Consider the following 21399-nt stretch of genomic DNA (forward strand, 5'->3'; position numbering starts at 1 on the left):
TAATAATTACTACTCTGTACTTGAGATGATATGAAAATTCGCCAGAAAAGTTATGAAAAGAAGAAATTATATCGCACTGTAAATACAACGACCCATTACGTCAGTCACTTCTATGGTGGCGAATATCGTTGGGATCGAAAGAAGCAGAAGTCTATTAAGGAGGATAGCCCATATTTTCAATCAATGGGTGGCAAGAAAAGAAGAGGTCTTGATTACACACCATTGTTCATGTTTTTACTGAGTAAAGTAGAAAACAAGTGGGATCTCGTATATGGTGAGGCTATTACGCGATTGGACAATCCGGCTCCCATATTCTGGCTTGTGGCACTGGATTTTGAAAATGGAAAGGATATTGTTCGTTATGGTGAATCCAGTTATTATAATGGGCTATATGTTGATGAATCTGGGGTTTTGAGAAAGGTTTCACCCGATCTGAAATCAACCGATATTCCTATATTATGCAATTGCTGCACCCACACATTCAATGGAGTTAATATATTCCATGAACAGCAGGTGGCAATGAATCAAAAGTTTAAAAAATGATATTTTCATATGTTTATTTAATATGATGCATGTAGTTAGAGAAAATAATTAAATTAGTTTATGATATTGAGGGCTAACTTATGAGTAACTTATTGTTAGATTTGTAAAGAGAAATTTAAAAATTAGCCAATGATATAAAAATTCCGAAAGAAACAGAACAGTTGTATCAGTGAATAGATGAAAACGGCATTGTTGAATCGCGTGATGGTCTTATTGAAAACACCAAAAGGAATGATGGGTGATCCTACAGTTTATTCTTATTGTTGATGGTGTTTTCGCTCATCGGTTTAAAAGAGTCATAGCAGCCAGTTAAGATTAATCCGCCATCATGACCTCCTTCATAAGTCAGTTGTCGGATCTCTTTCAGTATCCACATGGCCTGCTTACTCAAGGGAACGAAGTGCTTACGCTTCGTTTTGGCACCACGAGTCGAATGTTTGGCGTTTTTAATCGCTTCACGCTGTTCGGGTAATACCCACAACTTTTAGCCACAATAGCGAAGCAGCGTGTCTTATCACGCTTGGCCTTTAGCTCTTTAACATCGGCCTGTTTATTTGCATTAGGGTCAATGCCCAGAGCGAGAAGCCCTCTGGCCCCATCACGGCGTTGTCTTGCATCAGCAAGTGAAACAGCAGGGTAAACACCTATAAAGAAGATTCATTGCTTCCCTTCGAAGCGTTAAGCCTTTTTCCAGTATTTGGAACCCTTCGGGGTAACGCGAAGGAACATACCAAAGCCATCAGTTAGCTTGTATTCCTTCTCAAGGGGTTCTGCATTTTTGCTTTAATATCAGTCAGTGACATGAAAACACCCCCTCGCTTGTTGATATAAGGGAGATCGAACCAGTATTACCAGAATTTTTGCCATCAATGATATGGCTTCGAGTGGTTTTTAGTGAACGAGGGTGAACGACTGAAGAGGGATAACCAACTGACAGAAATGCAAAAAGGAGACGCCCGTGGACGTCTCCTGCTTTAAATATGGCTCCTCTGACTGGACTCGAACCAGTGACATACGGATTAACAGTCCGCCGTTCTACCGACTGAACTACAGAGGAATCGTGTGAACGAGGCGAATATTAGCGATGCCCGGCACGGATGTCAAAGCCGGATTTCACCTTTTTAGTGCGTTTGCTTACAGAAGCGGCAAAATCTGACTGGTCAGAGCCAAACCGCTGCTTTAATCACCTTCGGTGGCTGCGTGTGGTCACCTGCGGGATGTTGCACTCCCTCGTCTTTGCGCAAAATTGCAGCTTCTTAAGATGGGCGGGCAACAGGCGTTAAGATAATAAATAACGATGGGCATAAGGGCACACCGCATAAATAGATGTACTGGCATCAATCAGTTGGTCGGTGAGTAGGGGCAGAGATTCCCTTTATCAAGATGATGTCCAATCGAAACGGCGGATAAAAACATCTGTCCGAAAAGTCGAACTCAAGTTCAACTTCGCTGTGTTTCTGAAAAAACGTTAACTCTGTCACTTAATAAATCAGGATTCGGCGCCAGGCTTATTTTAATCTTCCCGCAGGACTTCCGTCGAAGAATGCATTGCGTTGTGATCACTGTCGGTTTCTTCAAGTATGCGCAGCGCATGGCCAAGAAATTTTGCGCGTGTACCGCGTAAAGACGTGGTGTTGGCGCTGATGTTTGCACGCATCCTTTCCCCGACTAGCCAGAGAATCTTTGTCGCCATCGCTCCAGCCCCGGCCCCGCTACACTGGCGGCCGTAAGCATGGTGATTACCGAAATGGCGTGGTGACGCCAGCGTCAAGGGCTACAAGCCCGTAAATCAGTTATTTGTGCGTGGTAAACGCAACAGCAAAAAGCCCGCTCAGGTTTCCCTGAGCGGGCTTCTCGAATATGGCTCCTCTGACTGGACTCGAACCAGTGACATACGGATTAACAGTCCGCCGTTCTACCGACTGAACTACAGAGGAATTGTTGGAACGGAGCGAATATTAGCGATGCGTTGCCTGGATGTCAAAGGTCTGATAGCTCTTTTCGGTGCGTTTGCTGGCAAAAACAGCGAATTGCTGATTTTCCGACTGATGTGCAGGAAATGTAATCTGCAGAGCTGGATCTCACTTTCAGGTGAATTCGCGACAGATGTTAGAGGTGTGTCAAATTTTTGTTGTTTAGCCATTTTAAAACATGCGTTTCAATGCTTTCATGATGAAAATTTCAAACCAGTTAATTATGAAACAAATGAACTATTTCGTCTGGCAGGGATTTTCGCCTAACGAAAATGAAACAATGGTTTGAAATTAACTCATTACTAATCAGTAGATTGATTGATGGGAGTGACCAGTATCACAAACAGCAGTAACGAAGTATCTGACCTCTGACTACAAATAAATCCGACGGTGACGTTGAGTGAATGTAAAAGATATTTTTCATTCGTGGTCCAGCCAACCTTCGCATGTTAACGATTAAAAAGGGTTACCTGATGAACTTTAAAAAAGCGATCGTGACGTCGATGTTAGCCTGTATGTTGCCAGCTGCCGCCTATGCCAAAGATATTCAGGTTGGCGTATCAATGGCGCTGTTTGACGATAATTTCCTGACCATCGTCAGAACGGCGATGCAGAAAGAGATGCAAAAAGACGGGGTTAAGGGCCAGGTTGAAGATGCTAAAGGCGATGTTGCCCAGCAGCTGCAACAGGTGCAGAACTTTATTGGTCAGGGCGTTGACGCGATTATCGTCAACCCGGTGGATACCAATGCGGTAAAACCGATTATGGACCAGGCGACCAAAGCCGGTATTCCACTGGTTTTTGTTAACCGACGTCCGCAGGCCGAGCTGACCAGCAAAATGGCTTATGTTGGTTCTGACTCCGAACTGGCGGGTCGCCTGCAGATGGAAGCGCTGGCGAAGGCGATGAATGGTAAAGGTAATGTCGCTATTCTGCTCGGCGATCTGGCGAATGAAGCGACCCGCGATCGCACCAAAGGGGTTGAAGCGGTGGCGGCAAAATATCCTGATATCAAAATCGTGCAGAAACAGACTGCCAAATTTATGCGTAATGACGCCGTGGATGTGGTCAGCAACTGGATGACGGCGGGCGATGAAATTAATGCGATTGCTTCCAATAACGATGAAATGGCGATTGGTGCCTTACAGGCACTGGGAAAAAACAGCAGCAACGTATTGATTGCCGGTGTTGACGGCACGCCTGATGCGTTACAGATGATCAAAAACGGCAAAATGATCGCGACCGTGTTCCAGGATGCAAAAGGGCAGGGCGAAGGCGCGGTACAAACGGCAATCAAACTGGTTAAGGGTGAAAAAGTCGAAACCAACGTAATGATCCCTTATCAGCTGATCACCAAAGATAACTACGCCGAATTTTCCAGTCGCAATGTTAAATAATCGTTCCTGACCCAGTGGTACGGAGGTGATGTATGGCCGCTTATGCGCTTGAAGCCGAAGGCATCAGCAAGTTTTTCCCGGGTGTAAAAGCACTGAATAAGGTGTCTTTACGCGTTAAGCCAGGAACGGTTCATGCTCTGATGGGTGAGAACGGCGCGGGTAAGTCCACTTTAATGAAATGCCTCATCGGGATTTACCGTCCCGATGACGGCGTGATTCGCATTAAAGGGGAACCGGTGCAGTTTGCAGATACCCTGGACGCGCTGCGTTCAGGCATCTCAATGATCCACCAGGAGCTGAATCTGGTGCCGCACATGACGGTAGCGGAGAATATCTGGTTAGGCCGTGAGCCGATGAAATACGGTTTTGTCGACCATGCCAAGCTCAACAAAATTACCCAGGATCTGCTGACTAAACTGAATATACGTCTGAAAGCCGATCAGATGGTGGGTGATTTGAGTATCGCTGCGCAGCAGATGGTGGAAATCGCCAAAGCGGTGTCGTGGAATGCCGATATTGTGATTATGGATGAGCCGACCTCTGCGCTGACTGAAGGTGAAGTCGCTCATCTGTTTACCATTATTCGCGACCTGCGTACGCAGGGCAAAGCCATTATCTATATCAGCCATAAAATGGATGAGATTTTTGCCATTACCGATGAAGTCAGCGTATTTCGTGACGGAAGCTGGGTGGCGAGCGAACAGACCGCCAGCTATACGCGTCAGTCGCTGATTACCCAAATGGTCGGGCGTGAACTTACCCAGCTATTCCCGAAATTCAATAACGATATTGGGGAAGAAGTGCTGACGGTGCGCAACCTGACGCAGAAAGATAAGTTTCACGATATCAGCTTTGGTGTACGGCGCGGCGAGATTCTTGGCGTCGCCGGGCTGGTCGGTGCTGGACGCAGCGAAGTGATGGAAAGCCTGTTTGGTATGACCTCATTCGACAGCGGTGAAGTGCTGATTGACGGCGTGCCGACTAAAATCAGCTCCCCCTCGGTAGCGATTGAAAAAGGGCTGGCATTTCTGACCGAAGATCGCAAAAAATCAGGGCTGTTTCTGGTGTTGTCGGTGATGGAGAACATGAGCATCGTCAATATGCCGGAATACAGCGCCAAAGGCGGTTTTGTCAGCCACGTGCAGATGGCGAAAGATTGTATGGAGCAGATTCGTCGGCTCAATATTAAAACCCCCACCATGGATCAAATTATTAATAACCTTAGCGGCGGCAATCAGCAGAAAGTGCTGATTGCGCGCTGGCTGCTGGCGCAACCGAAAATTTTGATTCTCGATGAGCCAACACGCGGCATTGATGTTGGTGCCAAAGCAGAGATTTACCGTCTGATCAGTGAACTGGCGAACCGCGGTGTCGCCATCATTATGGTGTCGTCTGAGCTGCCGGAAATTCTTGGCATGAGCGACCGGGTAATGGTGATGCATGAAGGTCGTATAACCGGCATTCTCGATAAAGAGGATGCCGATCAGGAAACCATTATGTCGCTGGCATCCGAGTGAGGCGCGAGGAAAAATTATGAGTAACGTAAAAGTCAGCTCTCAGCAGCAGCCGACGGAACGCGATTCGCTGTTCGGCAATTTAAAAAACAAAATGCCGAAAGACACCGGCATCTTTTTGGTTATGGTCGGTATTGCACTGATTTTTGAAATCGCCGGTTGGTATGTGCGTGACCAGTCTTTTTTGATGAATCCTAACCGGCTGGTATTGATTGTGCTGCAGGTGGCGATTATCGGTATTATCGCCGTCGGGGTAACGCAGGTGATTATTACCACCGGCATTGACCTCTCTTCCGGCTCGCTGATCGCGCTGAGTGCGGTGGTCGCGGCCAGTCTGGCTCAGACTTCAGACAGCCTGTCGCCGATGTTTCCTTCTCTGGTAAACCTGCCAGCGGTGATACCGATTGTCGCCGGGATAGGCGTCGGACTGATATGTGGCCTGTGCAACGGCGTTTTAATTACTAAAACCGGTATTCCCCCTTTTATTGCCACCCTGGGGATGATGGTCTCGGCTCGTGGCCTGGCGCAATATTATACGCAGGGGAACCCAATCAGTTTCCTTTCTGATGGTTTTACCGCCATCGGACAGGGCGCGATGCCGGTGATCATTTTTCTGGTGGTTGCAGTGATATTCCACATTGCGCTGAAACATACCCGCTACGGTAAATATGTGTATGCCATCGGCGGCAATATGACTTCCGCCAAAGTGTCCGGCATTAACGTTAATAAGTATCTGGTGATCGTTTATACCATTGCCGGTGGACTGGCAGGCCTGGCCGGTGTAGTGCTGGCAGCACGCGTCAGCAGTGGTCAGTCGAGCATGGGCATGTCCTATGAACTCGACGCTATCGCCGCAGCCGTTATTGGCGGTAGCAGCCTGATGGGTGGCGTCGGGCGCATTACCGGCACGCTTATCGGTGCGGTGATCCTCGGCCTGATTAAGAGTGGTTTTACCTTTGTCGGTGTCGATGCCTATGTGCAGGATATAATTAAAGGCATCATTATTGTGGCCGCAGTGTCCATTGATATGCACCGTAACCGTAAGAAACGATAATTTGGCTGGCTAATTATCAAATTGCACATCACCAACGCATTTTCTGCACCATAAAGGTGCTTCCCGTTACGCTGCTCTGACCTGAGCCTTATTATTGAAACTGATTACCTCTTTCGGGGTAATCAGTTTCTCTTATTTAACCGCTGGTTAGCGGCATCCGCTTTTCTCTTAGCATCTTCGTGAAAAAAACTGGCCTGCAAATTGCAATCTGTTTTCAACGGCCGAAGTCTGGCATTCAGAGATTCGCAACGGGGGCAAAATGAACTTAAGACGACTAAAATACTTTGTGAAAATCGTCGATATCGGCAGCCTGACACAGGCGGCAGAAGTGTTACATATTGCACAGCCTGCGCTGAGTCAGCAGGTGGCGACGCTTGAAAATGAACTGGACCAGCAGTTACTGATCCGTACCAAGCGCGGTGTGACGCCGACCGAGGCGGGCAAAATTCTTTATGCTCATGCATGCACTATTTTGCGCCAGTGTGAGCAGGCGCAAACTGCGGTGATCAATGCCGGCCAGGCTCTGAACGGGCAAGTTTCCATCGGACTGGCACCCGGCACGGCAGCGTCCTCGCTGACGATGCCGCTGTTACAAACCGTGCGTGAGCAGTTCCCTGACGTGCTGGTGTATTTGCACGAGAACAGTGGCACATCACTGAACGAAAAAGTCTTGAATGGTCAACTGGATATGGCAGTACTTTACGATCGTGCGCCAACTGCGGGTATCACCAGTATGCCGCTAATGAAAGAGGAGCTTTATCTGGTGGGCGCAACGCCTTGCCCGGGAGCCTCCATCGATCTGACTGACGTCGCGCAAATGAATCTGTTTCTGCCACGCGACTACAGCGCGGTGCGCAAACGGGTTGATGAAGCATTTTCATTACGTCGGCTCAGCGCGCGTATTATCGGCGAAATTGAATCTATCGCTACGCTGAGTGCGGCGATATCCAGCGGCATGGGCGTGACGGTGCTTCCTGAATCGGCGGCGCGTGCGCTGGTCAGCGCCACCAATGCGTGGATGGCGCGGATTAATAGTCCGTCGCTGAATCTGCCGCTGTCGCTGAACATCTCCGCTCGTTTGCCGTTGTCGCCTTCGGCACAGGCGGTGAAAAATATTCTGCTGTCATTGCTGAATAAACCCGCGATTACCGACCGCAGCTTAATGTTAGTCAGCTAATAAAATTCCTTGTAATCATCAGGATGCGCAGGGATGCGCCTTCAGTCTTATCACTAAATCGCATAAGAAACCCTTTTTTATTATTTGTTGCTATCAATTTGCCTCCTTAACATAAAGGCAACTTTACAAATAACAGAGGGGAAAAGCGCGTGAATTTCCAGCAACTTAAAATTATCAAAGAAGCCGCCCGTTGCGAATTCAACCTCACCGAAGTCGCTAATGCGCTGTTCACCTCACAGTCTGGCGTCAGCCGACATATACGCGATCTGGAAGATGAGCTGGGCGTCGAGATCTTTATTCGTCGCGGTAAGCGCCTGTTAGGCATGACCGAACCCGGTAAAGCGTTACTGACCATTGCAGAGCGTATTCTCGATGAAGCGGGTAAAGTGCGTCGTCTGGCGGATGTGTTTACCAATGAGTCCAGCGGCGTGCTGACCATTGCCACCACCCACACTCAGGCCCGCTACAGCCTGCCGCGAGTCATCAAAGCTTTTCGCGCGCTCTATCCTAATGTCCGTCTGGAGCTGAATCAGGGCTCGCCACAGGAAATTGTGGCGATGCTGGTGGCCGGTGAGGCGGACGTTGGCATTGCCAGCGAGCAGGTGGTCAATAACCCGGCGCTGGCGGCATTTCCCTGGTTCAGCTGGCATCACGCCTTACTGGTGCCGCAAGGCCATGAGCTGGAGAAACAGCAGCCGGTTACGCTGGCGGCGCTGAGTCGCTATCCGTTAATTACTTATCGTCAGGGAATTACCGGCCGTTCGCGCGTTGACCGTGCATTTCACGCCGCAGGTCTGAAATCGGATATCGTGCTGAGTGCGCAGGATTCTGACGTGGTGAAAACGTATGTTGAGCTGGGTCTTGGCGTTGGTGTGCTGGCCGATCAGGCCTGCCAGCTGGATCAGCATTCAAAACTGACGCGGCTGGAAGCGAAACACCTGTTTGAATCCAATACCGTCTGGCTCGGGTTGAAACGCGGTCAGCTGCAACGCAATTATGTCTGGCAATTCCTTGAGTTATGTAATGCTAACCTGTCGCTGGAAGAGATTAAACGCCAGGCATTGTCATTAGAAGATGAAGAAGCCCCAGTGATTGATTTTCAGATTTAATTTCCCTGTCCTGCGGGTGGCGTTCCGTCACCCGGTGATTACGCTGCATATTCCCTTTCCCCGCTAAATTCTTGCTCATGGTGACGCTGCGAAGCGTTGCGCTGGCGATAAACAGTCAAAAAGTCATATCATGTTGCCGGTCAATTTTGCTAAGCACGCTAAACATTAGATTACGAGGTAACACACGCCATGCCGGCACCGATTCGATATGTACAGGACAGTACCCATTTTCCGCAATCCGCTGAGGTGGTAGTGATCGGCGGCGGGATCGCGGGTGTCTCTGCAGCTTATGAGCTGGCTAAACAGGGCGTCCAGGTTGTGCTGCTGGAAAAAGGGCTGATTGGTGGTGAGCAGTCCAGCCGTAACTGGGGCTGGTGCCGTCAGCAGAATCGCGATGAGCGTGAACTGCCGCTGATTATTTATGCTTTGCGCCGCTGGGAGCAGCTTGGCGAGGAGACCGGCGAAGAGCTGGGCTTTCGTCGTAGCGGGCTGGTGTATGCCACACGCGATCGAGGTGAGATCGATGCCTGGGATAACTGGGGAAAAATGGCTAAGAGCTATGGGGTGCGCAGCGATATCCTGACCGCTGAGCAGGCTAAAGCGATGACGCCGGGTAGCACTACAGACTGGCTTGGCGGCGTTTCGTCACCGACGGATGGTCATGCCGAACCGGCACTGGCGGCGCCGGGTTTAGCGATTGCCGCGCAGCGCCTCGGTGCCAGCGTAATTCAACAGTGTGCGGTGCGTGGGCTGGATATTTCCGCTGGCCGGGTCAGCGGGGTGTGGACTGAGCGAGGATTGATTAAAACCGCCAGCGTGATTTGCGCCGGTGGCGCCTGGACATCAATGTTTTGTCGTCGGCACGGCATCGAGCTGCCACTGGGTAATGTAATTGGTACGGCGTTTCGCACCGCACCCATTGAACAGGCGATTTCAATGCCGCTGTATACCCCGGCTTTTGCCTGCCGTCCGCAGCTTGATGGTAGCTATACGGTATCAGTATCCGGACGTGGCCGACTGGAGCCGGGCGTGCAGGGCTTGCGTTATGCGCGACAGTTCTGGCCTACGTTTAAAGCACGGCGCAAAAATCTTACCGTGCATCTGGGGCTGGAGCCGTTTTTACGCGGGCCGGAGGCGCTGGCACGCTGGCAGTTTGATCGTATTTCACCGTTTGAAAAAGTGCGCATTCTCGATCCGCAAGCTGATTTAGCGATGGTGCAGGAGGGTATCGATGCCATGCGTAAAGAGTATCCGGCGCTGAGCAATATTCGCATGGTGCAGGCGTGGGGCGGGACGATCGACAGCGCACCGGATGCGATTCCGGTGATCTCAACCGTGCCACAAATGCCGGGGTTAGTGATCTCGGCGGGCTACAGCGGACACGGTTTTGGTATCGGGCCAGGGGCAGGGCGTCTGGCTGCGGATTTAATCATGAATCAGCCACCGATTGTCGACCCTTCACCCTATCGTTACTCGCGACTGGTGGATGGCGCGGGTCTTGATGCACCAGGCATGATGTAAGGAGAGACGATGAACATTAAACTTCGGCCATTACATGAAGGCGATCTTGACCAGGCATTTATCCTGACTCAGCAGTTAAAATGGCCACATCGCCGGGACGACTGGCAGCAGGCGTTGCAGCTGGGAGAAGGGATGGCCGTAGAGCGGGATGGTGAGCTAATCGGCACTGCGCTGTGCTGGCGCTGGGGCAGCGACTACGCCACGCTCGGGCTGGTGATTGTCGCCGATGCTGCCCAGGGGCAGGGGGTGGGTAAACGGCTTTTGCTGGCGATGCTGGATAAACTGGCTGGCAGCAATGTGCGTTTGCACGCCACCGAGGCGGGCAAGGGGCTGTATAAGAAACTGGGTTTTGTGACTATGGGCCAGGTTCAGCAGCATCAATGCCGTGAACTGGCTGCGGTTACCGCTGTACTGCCCGCCGCCGGACAGCAGCTACGCGCTGCGCAAGTTGGTGACGTCGAATCACTGACCACCCTCGATCATCAGGCGCACGGTCAGTACCGGCCACAGCTTATCGCCGAATTAATCAGCAGCGCCGAACGGGTGCTGGTGCTGGAACAGGATGGCGATATCAGCGGATTCGCCAGCGTTCGTCGTTTCGGCCACGGTTACGCCATCGGACCGGTGATCGCCGCTAATTCACCGCAGGCAATCCTGTTAGTCAGCCAGTTACTCAGTAACTTAACCGGCCAGTTTGTGCGTATGGATAGCGATGCAGCATCCGGTCTGGGCGAGTGGCTGAGCGCGCAGGGACTAGTTGTCGTGGATGCACCGACGATAATGGTTAAAGGAACTGCGTGGCAGCAAGTTGCGGACGGCGCGCAGGTATTTGGCCTGATGAGTCAGGCAATGGGCTGATGAGGCCGGGTAATAAAATACCCGATTATCATTTAGCTGTACTCAATAATATTAAATCCCTCATCTGCCGCTGGCGCATGAAAATAACGGGTTATCAGCTCAAACTGCTCATCCGTGGCAGAAAAGTCATGTGCGCCTGCCTGATTGCGGGCCCGCAGGCGGGATTTACATATTTCATCTGATACGTTGAGGTAATGCAGGCAATTATTGGCGCCTGATTCGGAGATAACACTCATCATCCATTCACGGTTTGCCAGAGTATTTGCCGGAAAATCGAGCACCACGGATACGCCTGCGGTGAGTATTGAGATCAGGTGCGGCTTCATCGCACTTCTCAGTTTTGCCGAGCAGCGAAGATAATCAGCGACTGACTGCATTTCGTCAGCATAGAGTGCCTTTAGCCACCGATCTTCAGCAACCACTATGGTATCGGGAAGGGTTGCCAGCTCTGTAGACAAGGTGGATTTGCCTGACGCAATTTTCCCACATAAAAGATGCAGAGTGGGTTTATCTGTCTGAGAATCGCCTGGCGTTATCATCATTTACCTCATATTTATCGGTGTTTTACGGCAAGCCAAACCGTGCGGCCACCACAGTGAGGATCCTCAACACTATGCTGGATTACCCCGAAGCCGGAATTTCGCATTATTAACTGATATTCATCCACTGCCAGACTGGCGTGATAAAGCGGCTCACCTGCAAATTGTCCGATGGCTTCGCCATCATCGGGGCCGCTGTTGAACAGCAGGGCCGCCCTTTCCTGAGCGTGAGCAGCAAAAACGCTGAACATCTGGCGCTGATCAACGCGGGGAAGATGGAAAAAACTGTCCCAGGCAATCATCCCATCAAATTTTCTGCCCAGATTCAGTTCGCGCATATCCGCAACAAACCAACTTTGCTCAGGAAACTTCTCTTTGCATCGGGCTATCATCGATGGGGATGAGTCAACGCCGGTAAGATTAAATCCCTGGCTAATCAGATACTCTGCAATCGGTGTTGCATTACCACAGCCGATATCCAGAATATGACCTTTTGGCTTGATATTGCTGATAAACCTGTCCAGCCAGGCTTGTTCAAACAGGTTTGTTGGCCGCAGCTTAGCAAAGGCAGCACTGTGCCTTTCATACAGGGCTTTAACCGTTTTAGCAGATTGATCGTCCATTTTTTCTCTTAAACCGGCAGTGGAGTCTGATTATAACAACATGTTGTTGGCTACAGAGCAAAGCAAAGCTATTTATGCCTGTGGTGCTCACCTGCAGAGGGAGACAGCCGGGCGATAAGCCTGACGGCAGTCCTTGTGGCGTTGAAGATAATTCACGTTGCATTGCAGATTATCGTTGCCATCAAGCAACTGACCGGACGCCCGAAAGGCTGGAGAAACTCGAATAAGGCAGGGGAGTTAACCACTCCTGGCTTATTGGTTTCTTACTGATCAACAGAGCATATTCGTGCAAGCGTTCATGGCTTTGTTTTTACATTAAACGCGCATCAAAGGAAAAGTTCAGCATTTTTACCGATTGCAGGCAGGCAGCGAAATCGGGATGTTCATTATTGAGTAACACATTGTATTCCATCGGCACAATTGCTGACGGCACCATCATTGCGATACTGGAGCCGCCATCAAACCAGTCACTGCCAATCTCTTTGGTTTCACGGCCTGGCACTTCGGCGCGCCAGTTTTTCGGCATATCGTCGGGGTTAAGCTTAACAATCAGTGCATCCGGCACTTCAATACTCATCAACTGATACAGCGAAAGAATCGACTCATCCTGTACATGAACCAGAATCTCCAGCATCGCCAGCGATACCGAACTGGCGAGATAAACCATCGGCGTTCCGGGGTTATTCCAGCGCGCGACGCTGTTGTTTACCGCACCGACGCCGCTCCAGGCGGTAGCTATCCATTGTTTCTGGCAAAACCGATATAAAATCACATCACTACGCCATGTTTGATGCCTTCAATCAGGCTCATCACGTCGCGGGCACCGGTTTCAGTTTTCATCGCCTGATTTGGCGTTTCACCGCCGAGCACTCTGGCTGGAGTATCCATCCAGCTGATGGTTTTATGATAGTCGTTGCCGAACATCGCCAGCGCCAGATCAAAAGCCGTAACGTAGCGAGTAATCGATTCACTTTCGCCCGGCGACAGGCGCTCTTTGCGTCGTGCAATGCTGCGCGCACTCAGCCCCAGCGTGGTGAGGAAATCCTCTTTTTTAAAGCCGACGATATCGCGGATATTATCAATCACACCAATGTTCAGACCGCGAGACATCAGGCCGCGTAGCTCCGGACCAGAAGCATCCGGTAAATTCGCCGCGACCCATAAACTGGTTGGTTTATCTCTTTTGGCTGGTGGGGTATAGGTTTTCATTACGTATCTCGTTGCTGCCAGTTGACATAGTAAATAATAGCCAAATGGCGCAAGGAGTCAATGTTGACAGTCACGGCAGCCAGCGCCTGCTCTGGCCGGTATTGATAAATTCATCTGCACGCCATCTCTCGTTAACCTCTCTGTAACATCATCGCGTCAAGGTAATGGCACGCCAGAACCGATGGCCAGCATTGATTTCCGATCCCCGGATTTCATCAGCTTCGTGTTACGGAGGTTATGCAAATGATGAACTTGTCCAGACATCCGACCACTGTTTATCAGGCGGTCGCCGCTCAGCTTGAAGAGGAGCTACGCATCGGCTATCGCTGCGGTGACTATCTGCCATCGGAACAGCAACTGGCGACACGATTTGCAGTTAACCGCCATACCCTGCGGCGGGCAGTAGATGAGCTGGTTAATAAGGGATTGCTACAGCGCCGTCACGGTGTCGGTATCCTGGTGCTGATGCGTCCCTGGGATTATCCACTGCACTCGCAGACGCGCTTCAGCCAGAACCTGATGGAGCAGGGCAGCCATCCCACCAGTGAACGTCTGCTGGCGGTGCTGCGTCCGGCCAGCCGTGATGTGGCTGCGGCACTGGCCTGTCAGGAGGGTGAAAACGTGATTCATTTGCGCACGCTGCGTCGGGTTAACGGCGTGCCAATCTGCCTGATTAACCATTTTATTCCTCATCTTAACTGGTGGCCGCAGTTACAGCAGTTCCACAGCGGCTCGCTGCATGAATTTATTCAACAACATCTCAATTACTCACTGACGCGGCGTCAGACGCGTATCAGCGCCCGTCGCGCGCAGGCGAAAGAGAGCAAGCTACTGGAAACCAGTTTGCAGGCTGCACTGTTGTGCGTACGCACGCTGAACGAGACGGCGAGCGGCGAGATGGCGGAATACTCCGTCAGCCTGACGCGCGCCGATATGATTGAACTGACGCTGGAGCACTAAATGGAAGCGTTAAAAGTCCGCCAGCACTGGTTATCCGTGCTGGCACACAGCCAGCCAGAACAGCTTGAACAGCACTGGCTGGCGCTGAAATTACAACCGGACTATCAGGTTATCCGTCCGGCCGAAACTGGCTTAACCCGATTGCAGGCGCGAATGGGCGCGACCGGCCAGCGTTTTGTACTGGGGGATATGACCATTACGCGCGCAGTGGTGCGCACCGCCGATGGCACCTGCGGCTACAGCTATATCGCCGGGCGCGACAAAGCTCACGCTGAACGCTGTGCGCTTCTTGATGCGCTATTGCAGCAGCAGGAAACGCATCAGTTGCTGCAACAACAGCTGATTACGCCGCTGGCGGCAGCACGGGCTGAGCGTCAACAGCTGCGCTCGCGTGAGATTGCCAGCAGCCGCGTCGATTTCTTTACCCTGGTTCGCGGAGATAATGAATGACTTTACTGGCAAGTTTTAACCATCCGGTTGCTGACGCGCAGTACGCGTTTCGCCGCATTCTGAAGGCCATGAGCGAACCGGGCGTGATGGTGGCTCTGCCGCTGAAGCATGGCTGGGGCGTGATTTCACCGGCGGCGACGGCGGTGCTACTGACGCTGGTCGATGGCGAGACGCCGCTGTGGCTGGATGGTGCGCTGTGCGATGAAACGCTGCTGTCTAACCTGCGTTTTCACACCGGAGCAGCGGTGACCGACAGCCATCAGGCACCCTTTGCCTTGTTACATGCCCGCTCAGATATCGATCCGCAGCAGTTTGCTGCTGGCGACAATCTGTCGCCGGAAAAGAGCACTACGGTAATTATTGAGGTGCCGTCGCTGAATGGCGGGCTGACGCTGCGCCTGCGCGGGCCCGGCCTGATGGAGACGCGCGCCATCGCGCCGCAACTGCCGGAAAAAATGCTGAAGTTTTTACGTCAGCGGGCGCAGGTGTTTCCGCAAGGTATCGACCTGATCTTCACCTGTGGCGAGGCGATGATGGCCTTGCCGCGCACCACACACGTGGAGGTGTGCTGATGTATGTCGCAGTAAAAGGCGGAGAAAAGGCGATCGCCAATGCCCATCAGCTACAGGAAAATTTACGGCGTGGCGACCCACAGCAGCCTGAACTGGCTTGTCAGCAGATCGATCAGCAGCTCGGGCTGGCGGTCGATCGGGTGATGACCGAAGGCGGCGTCTATGACCGGCAGCTGGCTGCGCTGGCGATTAAGCAGGCCAGTGGCGATCTGGTAGAAGCGATTTTTCTGCTGCGTGCATGGCGCACCACCGTACCGCGTCTGGCCAACAGCCTGCCGCTGGAGAGTGGCAATATGCGGCTTGAACGGCGTATCTCGGCGGTTTACAAAGATCTGCCGGGTGGTCAGCTGCTTGGCCCGACTGATGATTATACCCACCGTCTGCTTGATTTTGCGCTGCTGGCTGAGGGCAACACAGCGGCTGCGCCACGCGCCGATCATCCGCTGGATCAACACTGTCCGCATATGTTCGACATGATGACGCGCGAAGGCCTGGCGGCACTGGAAACGGATGATGGCAGCGAGCCGCTGGATATTACCCGTGAACCACCGGGCTATCCGTCACCCCGTTCGGCACGATTGCAGCAGCTGGTGCGAGGCGATGAGGGATTTTTACTGGCGCTGGGTTACTCGACGCAACGGGGCTATGGGCGCACTCATCCGTTCGCCGGTGAGATTCGTACTGGCTACGTTACGGTAGAAATTGAGCCGGAAGAACTGGGTTTTCCGCTGGAGATTGGTGAAATCCTGCTGACCGAGTGCGAAATGGTAAACGGTTTTACCGCGCCGGAAGCAGAGCCGCCACATTTTACTCGCGGCTATGGTCTGGTGTTTGGACGCGCGGAGCGCAAGGCGATGGCGATGGCGCTGGTCGATCGCGCGCTGCAAAGCGATCGCTATCAGGAGCGCATAAACAGCCCGGCGCAGGATGAAGAGTTTGTGCTGTCGCACGCGGATAACGTCGAAGCGGCAGGTTTTGTCTCCCACCTTAAATTACCGCACTACGTTGATTTCCAGGCCGAGCTGGAACTGTTAAAGCGGCTGCGCAAAGCGTATCAGGAGGGCGACAACAATGAGTGAGTTGATCGGTTACAATCCCGGTTATCTTGATGAGCAGACCAAACGAATTATTCGTCGGGCCATTCTGAAAGCGGTAGCGATACCCGGTTTTCAGGTGCCGTTTGCTGGCCGCGAAATGCCGATGCCTTACGGCTGGGGCACCGGCGGTATTCAGATTACCGCCAGCATAATCGGCCAGCATGATGTGCTGAAAGTGATCGATCAGGGAGCCGACGATACCACTAACGCGGTATCGATTCGTCGCTTCTTCCGACGCGTTAGCGGCGCGGCGACTACCGAGCGCACCGTCGACGCCACGCTGATTCAGACCCGCCACCGCATCCCGGAAACGCCGCTGGCGGAAGATCAGATACTGATTTATCAGGTGCCGATCCCCGAGCCGCTGCGCTTTATCGAGCCGCGTGAAACCGAAACCCGCAAAATGCACGCGCTGGAAGAGTACGGCATCATGCAGGTAAAGCTGTATGAAGATATCGCGCGCTATGGCCATATCGCTACTACCTATGCCTATCCGGTAAAAGTCAACGATCGCTATGTGATGGACCCCTCGCCGATTCCAAAATTCGACAACCCGAAAATGCATATGATGCCAGCGCTTCAGCTATTTGGCGCCGGGCGTGAGAAGCGTATTTATGCACTGCCGCCGTTTTGTAAAGTGGAAAGCCTCGATTTTGACGATCATCCGTTCAGCGTGCAGCAGTGGGATGAGCCTTGCGCTCTGTGTGGTTCACATCACAGCTATCTTGATGAAGTGGTTATGGATGACAGCGGCACGCGCATGTTCGTCTGTTCCGATACTGACTATTGCCGCCAGCAGCAGGAAATCCGCGATGAAAAGTGAACAACCGCTGCTTGCGGTCAACAATCTGACGCATCTTTACGCGCCGGGCAAGGGTTTTGAGCAGGTCTCTTTTGAGCTGTTTCCCGGCGAAGTGCTGGGAATTGTCGGCGAATCCGGCTCGGGAAAAACCACTTTGCTGCAGGCGATTTCTGCCCGCCTGACGCCGCAGCACGGCAGTATTCTCTATCGCGGCAGCGAACTGTACAGCCTGAGCGAAAGCGATCGCCGCCGCTTACTGCGCACCGAGTGGGGCGTAGTGCATCAGCATCCGCTGGATGGCTTACGCCCGCAGGTTACTGCGGGTGGCAATATTGGCGAACGGCTGATGGCTATTGGTGAGCGTAATTACGGCGAGATTCGCCAGCGCGCCAGTCAGTGGTTACAGGATGTGGAGATCCCGGTGGCGCGGCTGGATGATTTGCCGACCACCTTTTCCGGCGGCATGCAGCAGCGTTTACAGATTGCACGCAACCTGGTGACCCATCCACGGCTGGTGTTTATGGATGAGCCGACCGGTGGACTGGATGTATCGGTACAGGCGCGCCTGCTCGATCTGCTGCGCACACTGGTGCGCGATCTTAATCTGGCGGTGGTGATTGTTACCCACGATCTCGGCGTCGCCCGCCTGCTGGCGCATCGCCTGCTGGTGATGAAGCAGGGGCGGGTAGTGGAGAGCGGGCTCACGGATCGGGTGCTGGATGATCCGCACCATCCGTATACCCAACTGCTGGTGTCGTCGGTTTTAAGCTGATCACAGGAATAAACTATGCACACCCAACTTCGCGTCGAAAATCTTTGCAAAACCTTTGTGTTACATAATCAGCACGGTACGGTGCTGCCGGTATTACGTGATGCCAGTTTCAGTGTTAACGCCGGTGAATGCGTGGTACTGGATGGTCACTCCGGCAGTGGAAAATCGACGTTATTGCGCTCGCTATACGCTAACTATCAGCCGGAAAGTGGCCATATTTGGTTGCGCCATCAACAGCAGTGGATCGATCTGGTCACGGCACCCGCGCGTCAAATTCTGGCGGTACGCCGCGAAACTATTGGCTGGGTCAGCCAGTTTTTACGCGTGATCCCACGTATCTCGACTCTTGAAGTAGTGATGCAGCCTTTACTGGAACGCGGCGTTGAGCGGGCGATTTGTGAGGCGCGTGCGCGCCACCTGCTGACGCGGCTTAATGTGCCGGAGCGTTTATGGACGCTGGCTCCGTCGACCTTCTCCGGCGGCGAGCAGCAGCGGGTGAATATCGCGCGCGGGTTTATCGCTGATTATCCGATTTTACTGCTCGATGAACCGACCGCTTCACTCGACAGTAATAACAGTGCGGCGGTGGTAAAGCTGATTGAGGAAGCGCGCGATCGCGGTGCGGCGATTGTCGGAATTTTTCATGATAAAGCCGTCCGCGATCGGGTTGCCGATCGTCTGCATATGATGTTACCGCCAGCGAGAGAGCACGCGCATGATCATCAATAATGTCCGGCTGGTGCTGGAAAAGCAGGTGGTTCACGGCTCGCTGGAGATGCGTGACGGTGTGATCCGCAGCTACAGCGATACGGTCAGTCAGTTACCGTCGGCGCTCGACGGTGAACAGGGCTGGTTACTGCCGGGGCTGGTGGAGCTGCATACGGATAATCTTGATAAATTCTTTACTCCCCGGCCAAAAGTCGACTGGCCAGCGCATTCAGCAATGAGCAGTCACGATGCGTTAATGGTCGCCAGCGGTATTACCACGGTACTGGATGCGATTGGCGTGGGCGATGTACGCGATGGCGGGCATCGGCTCGACAATCTTAGCAAGATGATCAATGCGATTACTCACAGCCAGCAACAGGGGCTGAATCGCGCCGAGCATCGTCTGCATTTGCGCTGCGAACTCCCCCATGACAGCACGCTGCAACTGTTTGAGCAGTTAATGCATACGCCGGGCTTGTCACTGGTCTCGCTGATGGATCACTCACCTGGGCAGCGCCAGTTCGTCTCGCTGGAGAAATATCGCGAATATTATCAGGGTAAATATCAGCTCGGACAGGCAGAGATGGCAGCCTGGGAGCAGCAGCAGATCGCATTGGCGCAGCGCTGGTCGCAGCCTAATCGCGCGGCGATTGCCGCTCACTGCCGCCAGCAGGGGATTGCGCTGGCCAGCCATGACGACGCGACTGCAGCACACGTCGATGAATCACAGGCTATCGGCAGCGTGATTGCCGAATTTCCTACCACTGAAGCCGCCGCCCGCCGTTCGCGTGAGCAGGGCTTAAAGATTCTGATGGGTGCACCGAATATTGTGCGTGGCGGTTCGCACTCCGGCAATGTTGCCGCCCATCAGCTGGCGCAGGCCGGGCTGCTGGATATTCTGTCTTCTGACTACTATCCCGCCAGTTTGCTGGATGCCACTTTCCGTCTGGCGCAGGATGACGGCAATCCTTACGATCTGTCGCGTGCGGTAGCGCTGGTGACGGCGAATCCGGCAAACGCTCTCGGCTTACAGGATCGCGGGATCATTGCCGAGGGAAAGCGTGCCGATCTGGTGCTGGCACACAGCATTCACGGCCATGCTCATATTCGTCACGTCTGGGCACAGGGCAGGAGAGTGTACTGATGGCGCGGCTGATCTGGTTAATGGGCGCATCCGGTTCCGGCAAAGACAGTCTGTTAAATGCACTGCGCGAGCAGCCACCGGAAAAGGTATTGGTGGCTCACCGGTACATTACCCGGCCCGCTGATGCCGGTGGTGAAAATCATATTGCCCTGAGCGAGGCAGAGTTTTTGCGGCGGCGGGCAAAAGGATTGTTCGCCATCGACTGGCAAGCGCATCAACAGCGCTATGCGCTGGGGATTGAGATCGATCTCTGGCTGGCTCAGGGAATTGAGGTGGTGGTTAACGGTTCGCGTCAGCATCTGCTGGCTGCCCGGCAGCGCTACGCTGAGCAGCTGTTTCCAGTCTGTTTGCAGGTTTCTGCGCCGGTGCTGGCCGGGCGTTTACGCCAGCGCGGTCGCGAGAGCGAGCAGCAGATCGCACAACGACTATTGCGCGCGCAGCAGCCACCATCTGAGTGCTGCAGCAGCCTGAGCAATAACGGTGCGCTGTCCGATACCTTGCGCCGGTTCCGCGCCTTACTGGAGGGGGAAGCATGCAGCTGACCTTTTTAGGCACCGGCGGCGCGCAGCAGGTGCCGGTATTTGGTTGTCAGTGTGAGATCTGCCAGCGCGCCAGGCAGCAACCGCAGTATCGCCGCGCCCCTTGTAGCGCGATGATTCGCAGCGGCGAAGAAACCACTCTGCTTGATGCCGGTAGCGATCTTTACCAGCGATTTGGCGCGGGCGATATCCGCCGTATTTTGCTGACTCATTACCATATGGACCATGTGCAGGGATTGTTTCCACTGCGCTGGGGCGTCGGTGCGCCAATTCCGGTGTATGGCCCGCCGGATGAGTTGGGCTGCGACGACCTGTTTAAACATCCCGGTATTTTACAGTTTCAGTCACCGCTGACGGCGTTCAAAACCGTCAGTTTTGGTGCGCTGAGTGTCACGCCATTGCCGTTAATTCACTCAAAAATCACCTTGGGTTATTTGCTGCAAGACCAGCAAACGACCATGGCCTGGCTGTGCGATACCATTGATATTCCGCCGGAAACTGATGCTTTTCTCCGACGACAAACCCTCGATCATTTGATACTGGATTGCAGTTATCCCCCGTGCGACGCACCGCAAAATCACAACGATCTGCAACTGGCGTTAAAGCTGCATCATCAGCTAAAGCCCCGGCAAAGCTGGCTGACACATCTCAGTCATCAGGTTGATAGCTGGCTGCAACATCATCCGTTACCTGCCGGAGTAGCCGCGGCGTATGACGGGCTGGTTCTGGGCGGCTGAAACCGCCATCGCGTCATGGTTTTATCATCCCACTGTCATCAGAGATTCATGGCCGATAACGTTAATAAGCGTGCAACTCACCGAACGGCAACGGATAAACA

23 protein-coding genes, 2 tRNA genes and 1 pseudogene are annotated in these 21399 nt (G+C 52.9%); 18 read left to right on the forward strand and 8 right to left on the reverse strand.

Annotated features, from left to right (window positions below; all coding sequences use genetic code 11):
• Positions 1-30: 30 nt before the first annotated feature.
• Positions 31-543 (forward strand): hypothetical protein, encoded by a 513-nt coding sequence (locus ACP3TC_RS07870; protein ID WP_426817959.1) that lies wholly within the window; start codon positions 31-33, stop codon positions 541-543.
• A 262-nt stretch (positions 544-805) separates the two neighbouring features.
• Here the strand turns inward: ACP3TC_RS07870 and ACP3TC_RS07875 are convergent.
• From ACP3TC_RS07875 to ACP3TC_RS07890, 4 genes and pseudogenes are all read right to left on the reverse strand, one after another.
• Positions 806-1346, reverse strand: a pseudogene (locus ACP3TC_RS07875) (integrase family protein); the annotation flags it as partial.
• A 178-nt stretch (positions 1347-1524) separates the two neighbouring features.
• Positions 1525-1600: transfer RNA gene (locus ACP3TC_RS07880), tRNA-Asn, on the reverse strand.
• Between the two features lie 456 nt (positions 1601-2056).
• Positions 2057-2236, reverse strand: coding sequence for a hypothetical protein (locus ACP3TC_RS07885; RefSeq protein ID WP_313852651.1), 180 nt, complete (start codon positions 2234-2236; stop codon positions 2057-2059).
• Between the two features lie 168 nt (positions 2237-2404).
• Positions 2405-2480, reverse strand: a tRNA-Asn gene (locus ACP3TC_RS07890).
• Between the two features lie 509 nt (positions 2481-2989).
• On the opposite strand from ACP3TC_RS07890, the gene ACP3TC_RS07895 reads away from it, so the two are divergent.
• The 7 genes from ACP3TC_RS07895 to ACP3TC_RS07925 all read left to right on the forward strand — a co-directional run bounded on the left by ACP3TC_RS07895 (position 2990) and on the right by ACP3TC_RS07925 (position 11146).
• Entirely contained in the window at positions 2990-3913 is a 924-nt protein-coding gene (locus tag ACP3TC_RS07895; protein WP_313852648.1) for a sugar ABC transporter substrate-binding protein, read from the forward strand.
• 32 nt (positions 3914-3945) lie between these two features.
• Positions 3946-5430 (forward strand): sugar ABC transporter ATP-binding protein, encoded by a 1485-nt coding sequence (locus ACP3TC_RS07900; protein WP_313852647.1) that lies wholly within the window; start codon positions 3946-3948, stop codon positions 5428-5430.
• 16 nt (positions 5431-5446) lie between these two features.
• Entirely contained in the window at positions 5447-6481 is a 1035-nt protein-coding gene (locus tag ACP3TC_RS07905) for an ABC transporter permease (RefSeq protein WP_313852645.1), read from the forward strand.
• A gap of 259 nt (positions 6482-6740) precedes the next feature.
• Entirely contained in the window at positions 6741-7658 is a 918-nt protein-coding gene (gene nac, locus ACP3TC_RS07910; protein ID WP_313852643.1) for a nitrogen assimilation transcriptional regulator NAC, read from the forward strand.
• Between the two features lie 149 nt (positions 7659-7807).
• Positions 7808-8767 (forward strand): HTH-type transcriptional regulator Cbl, encoded by a 960-nt coding sequence (gene cbl, locus ACP3TC_RS07915; RefSeq protein ID WP_426817960.1) that lies wholly within the window; start codon positions 7808-7810, stop codon positions 8765-8767.
• 189 nt (positions 8768-8956) lie between these two features.
• Positions 8957-10288 carry an NAD(P)/FAD-dependent oxidoreductase gene (locus tag ACP3TC_RS07920; RefSeq protein ID WP_426817961.1) on the forward strand — a complete coding sequence of 444 codons (1332 nt, stop codon included), beginning with the start codon at positions 8957-8959 and terminating at the stop codon, positions 10286-10288.
• A gap of 9 nt (positions 10289-10297) precedes the next feature.
• A complete protein-coding gene (locus ACP3TC_RS07925; protein WP_426817962.1) occupies positions 10298-11146 on the forward strand; it encodes a GNAT family N-acetyltransferase in 849 nt (282 codons plus the stop codon).
• 32 nt (positions 11147-11178) lie between these two features.
• On the opposite strand, the gene ACP3TC_RS07930 is transcribed toward ACP3TC_RS07925, so the two are convergent.
• The 4 genes from ACP3TC_RS07930 to ACP3TC_RS07945 form a co-directional block, all read right to left on the reverse strand.
• Positions 11179-11685: an AAA family ATPase gene (locus tag ACP3TC_RS07930; protein WP_426818255.1), complete on the reverse strand. Its 507-nt coding sequence runs from the start codon at positions 11683-11685 to the stop codon at positions 11179-11181.
• Positions 11686-11699: 14 nt separating this feature from the next.
• Entirely contained in the window at positions 11700-12308 is a 609-nt protein-coding gene (locus ACP3TC_RS07935; RefSeq protein ID WP_313852635.1) for a class I SAM-dependent methyltransferase, read from the reverse strand.
• Between the two features lie 310 nt (positions 12309-12618).
• A complete protein-coding gene (locus ACP3TC_RS07940) occupies positions 12619-13080 on the reverse strand; it encodes an RES family NAD+ phosphorylase (protein WP_313852633.1) in 462 nt (153 codons plus the stop codon).
• A complete protein-coding gene (locus ACP3TC_RS07945; RefSeq protein ID WP_313852632.1) occupies positions 13077-13517 on the reverse strand; it encodes an antitoxin Xre/MbcA/ParS toxin-binding domain-containing protein in 441 nt (146 codons plus the stop codon). Before ACP3TC_RS07945 ends, ACP3TC_RS07940 begins: the two co-directional genes overlap by 4 nt.
• Before the next feature lie 246 nt (positions 13518-13763).
• Between ACP3TC_RS07945 and phnF the strand changes: the two genes are divergently transcribed.
• The 10 genes from phnF to phnP are packed head-to-tail and all read left to right on the forward strand — an operon-like array spanning position 13764 to position 21298.
• The gene (phnF, locus tag ACP3TC_RS07950) at positions 13764-14477 is read left to right on the forward strand and encodes a phosphonate metabolism transcriptional regulator PhnF (RefSeq protein ID WP_426818256.1); all 714 of its coding nucleotides are present in this window, start codon (positions 13764-13766) and stop codon (positions 14475-14477) included.
• Positions 14478-14927 carry a phosphonate C-P lyase system protein PhnG gene (phnG, locus tag ACP3TC_RS07955; protein WP_426817963.1) on the forward strand — a complete coding sequence of 150 codons (450 nt, stop codon included), beginning with the start codon at positions 14478-14480 and terminating at the stop codon, positions 14925-14927.
• Positions 14924-15499: a phosphonate C-P lyase system protein PhnH gene (phnH, locus tag ACP3TC_RS07960; protein ID WP_313852628.1), complete on the forward strand. Its 576-nt coding sequence runs from the start codon at positions 14924-14926 to the stop codon at positions 15497-15499. Before phnG ends, phnH begins: the two co-directional genes overlap by 4 nt.
• Positions 15499-16578 carry a carbon-phosphorus lyase complex subunit PhnI gene (locus ACP3TC_RS07965; RefSeq protein ID WP_426817964.1) on the forward strand — a complete coding sequence of 360 codons (1080 nt, stop codon included), beginning with the start codon at positions 15499-15501 and terminating at the stop codon, positions 16576-16578. The genes phnH and ACP3TC_RS07965 overlap by 1 nt, the downstream gene beginning before the upstream one ends.
• Entirely contained in the window at positions 16571-17419 is an 849-nt protein-coding gene (locus ACP3TC_RS07970; protein ID WP_313852626.1) for an alpha-D-ribose 1-methylphosphonate 5-phosphate C-P-lyase PhnJ, read from the forward strand. Before ACP3TC_RS07965 ends, ACP3TC_RS07970 begins: the two co-directional genes overlap by 8 nt.
• Positions 17409-18170, forward strand: coding sequence for a phosphonate C-P lyase system protein PhnK (phnK, locus tag ACP3TC_RS07975; RefSeq protein ID WP_426817965.1), 762 nt, complete (start codon positions 17409-17411; stop codon positions 18168-18170). Before ACP3TC_RS07970 ends, phnK begins: the two co-directional genes overlap by 11 nt.
• Before the next feature lie 15 nt (positions 18171-18185).
• A complete protein-coding gene (gene phnL, locus ACP3TC_RS07980) occupies positions 18186-18899 on the forward strand; it encodes a phosphonate C-P lyase system protein PhnL (RefSeq protein WP_426817966.1) in 714 nt (237 codons plus the stop codon).
• On the forward strand, positions 18886-20022 hold the full coding sequence (gene phnM / locus ACP3TC_RS07985; protein ID WP_426817967.1) for an alpha-D-ribose 1-methylphosphonate 5-triphosphate diphosphatase: 1137 nt from the start codon (positions 18886-18888) through the stop codon (positions 20020-20022). Before phnL ends, phnM begins: the two co-directional genes overlap by 14 nt.
• Positions 20022-20564: a ribose 1,5-bisphosphokinase gene (gene phnN, locus ACP3TC_RS07990; protein ID WP_426817968.1), complete on the forward strand. Its 543-nt coding sequence runs from the start codon at positions 20022-20024 to the stop codon at positions 20562-20564. Before phnM ends, phnN begins: the two co-directional genes overlap by 1 nt.
• Complete coding sequence (gene phnP, locus ACP3TC_RS07995) at positions 20555-21298, forward strand: phosphonate metabolism protein PhnP (protein WP_313852619.1); 744 nt, start codon at positions 20555-20557, stop codon at positions 21296-21298. Before phnN ends, phnP begins: the two co-directional genes overlap by 10 nt.
• The last annotated feature ends 101 nt before the right edge of the window (positions 21299-21399 follow it).

Origin of the sequence: Winslowiella sp. 2C04, from assembly GCF_050037805.1 — a bacterium.
In the GTDB taxonomy this organism is placed as follows: domain Bacteria; phylum Pseudomonadota; class Gammaproteobacteria; order Enterobacterales; family Enterobacteriaceae; genus Erwinia; species Erwinia toletana_A.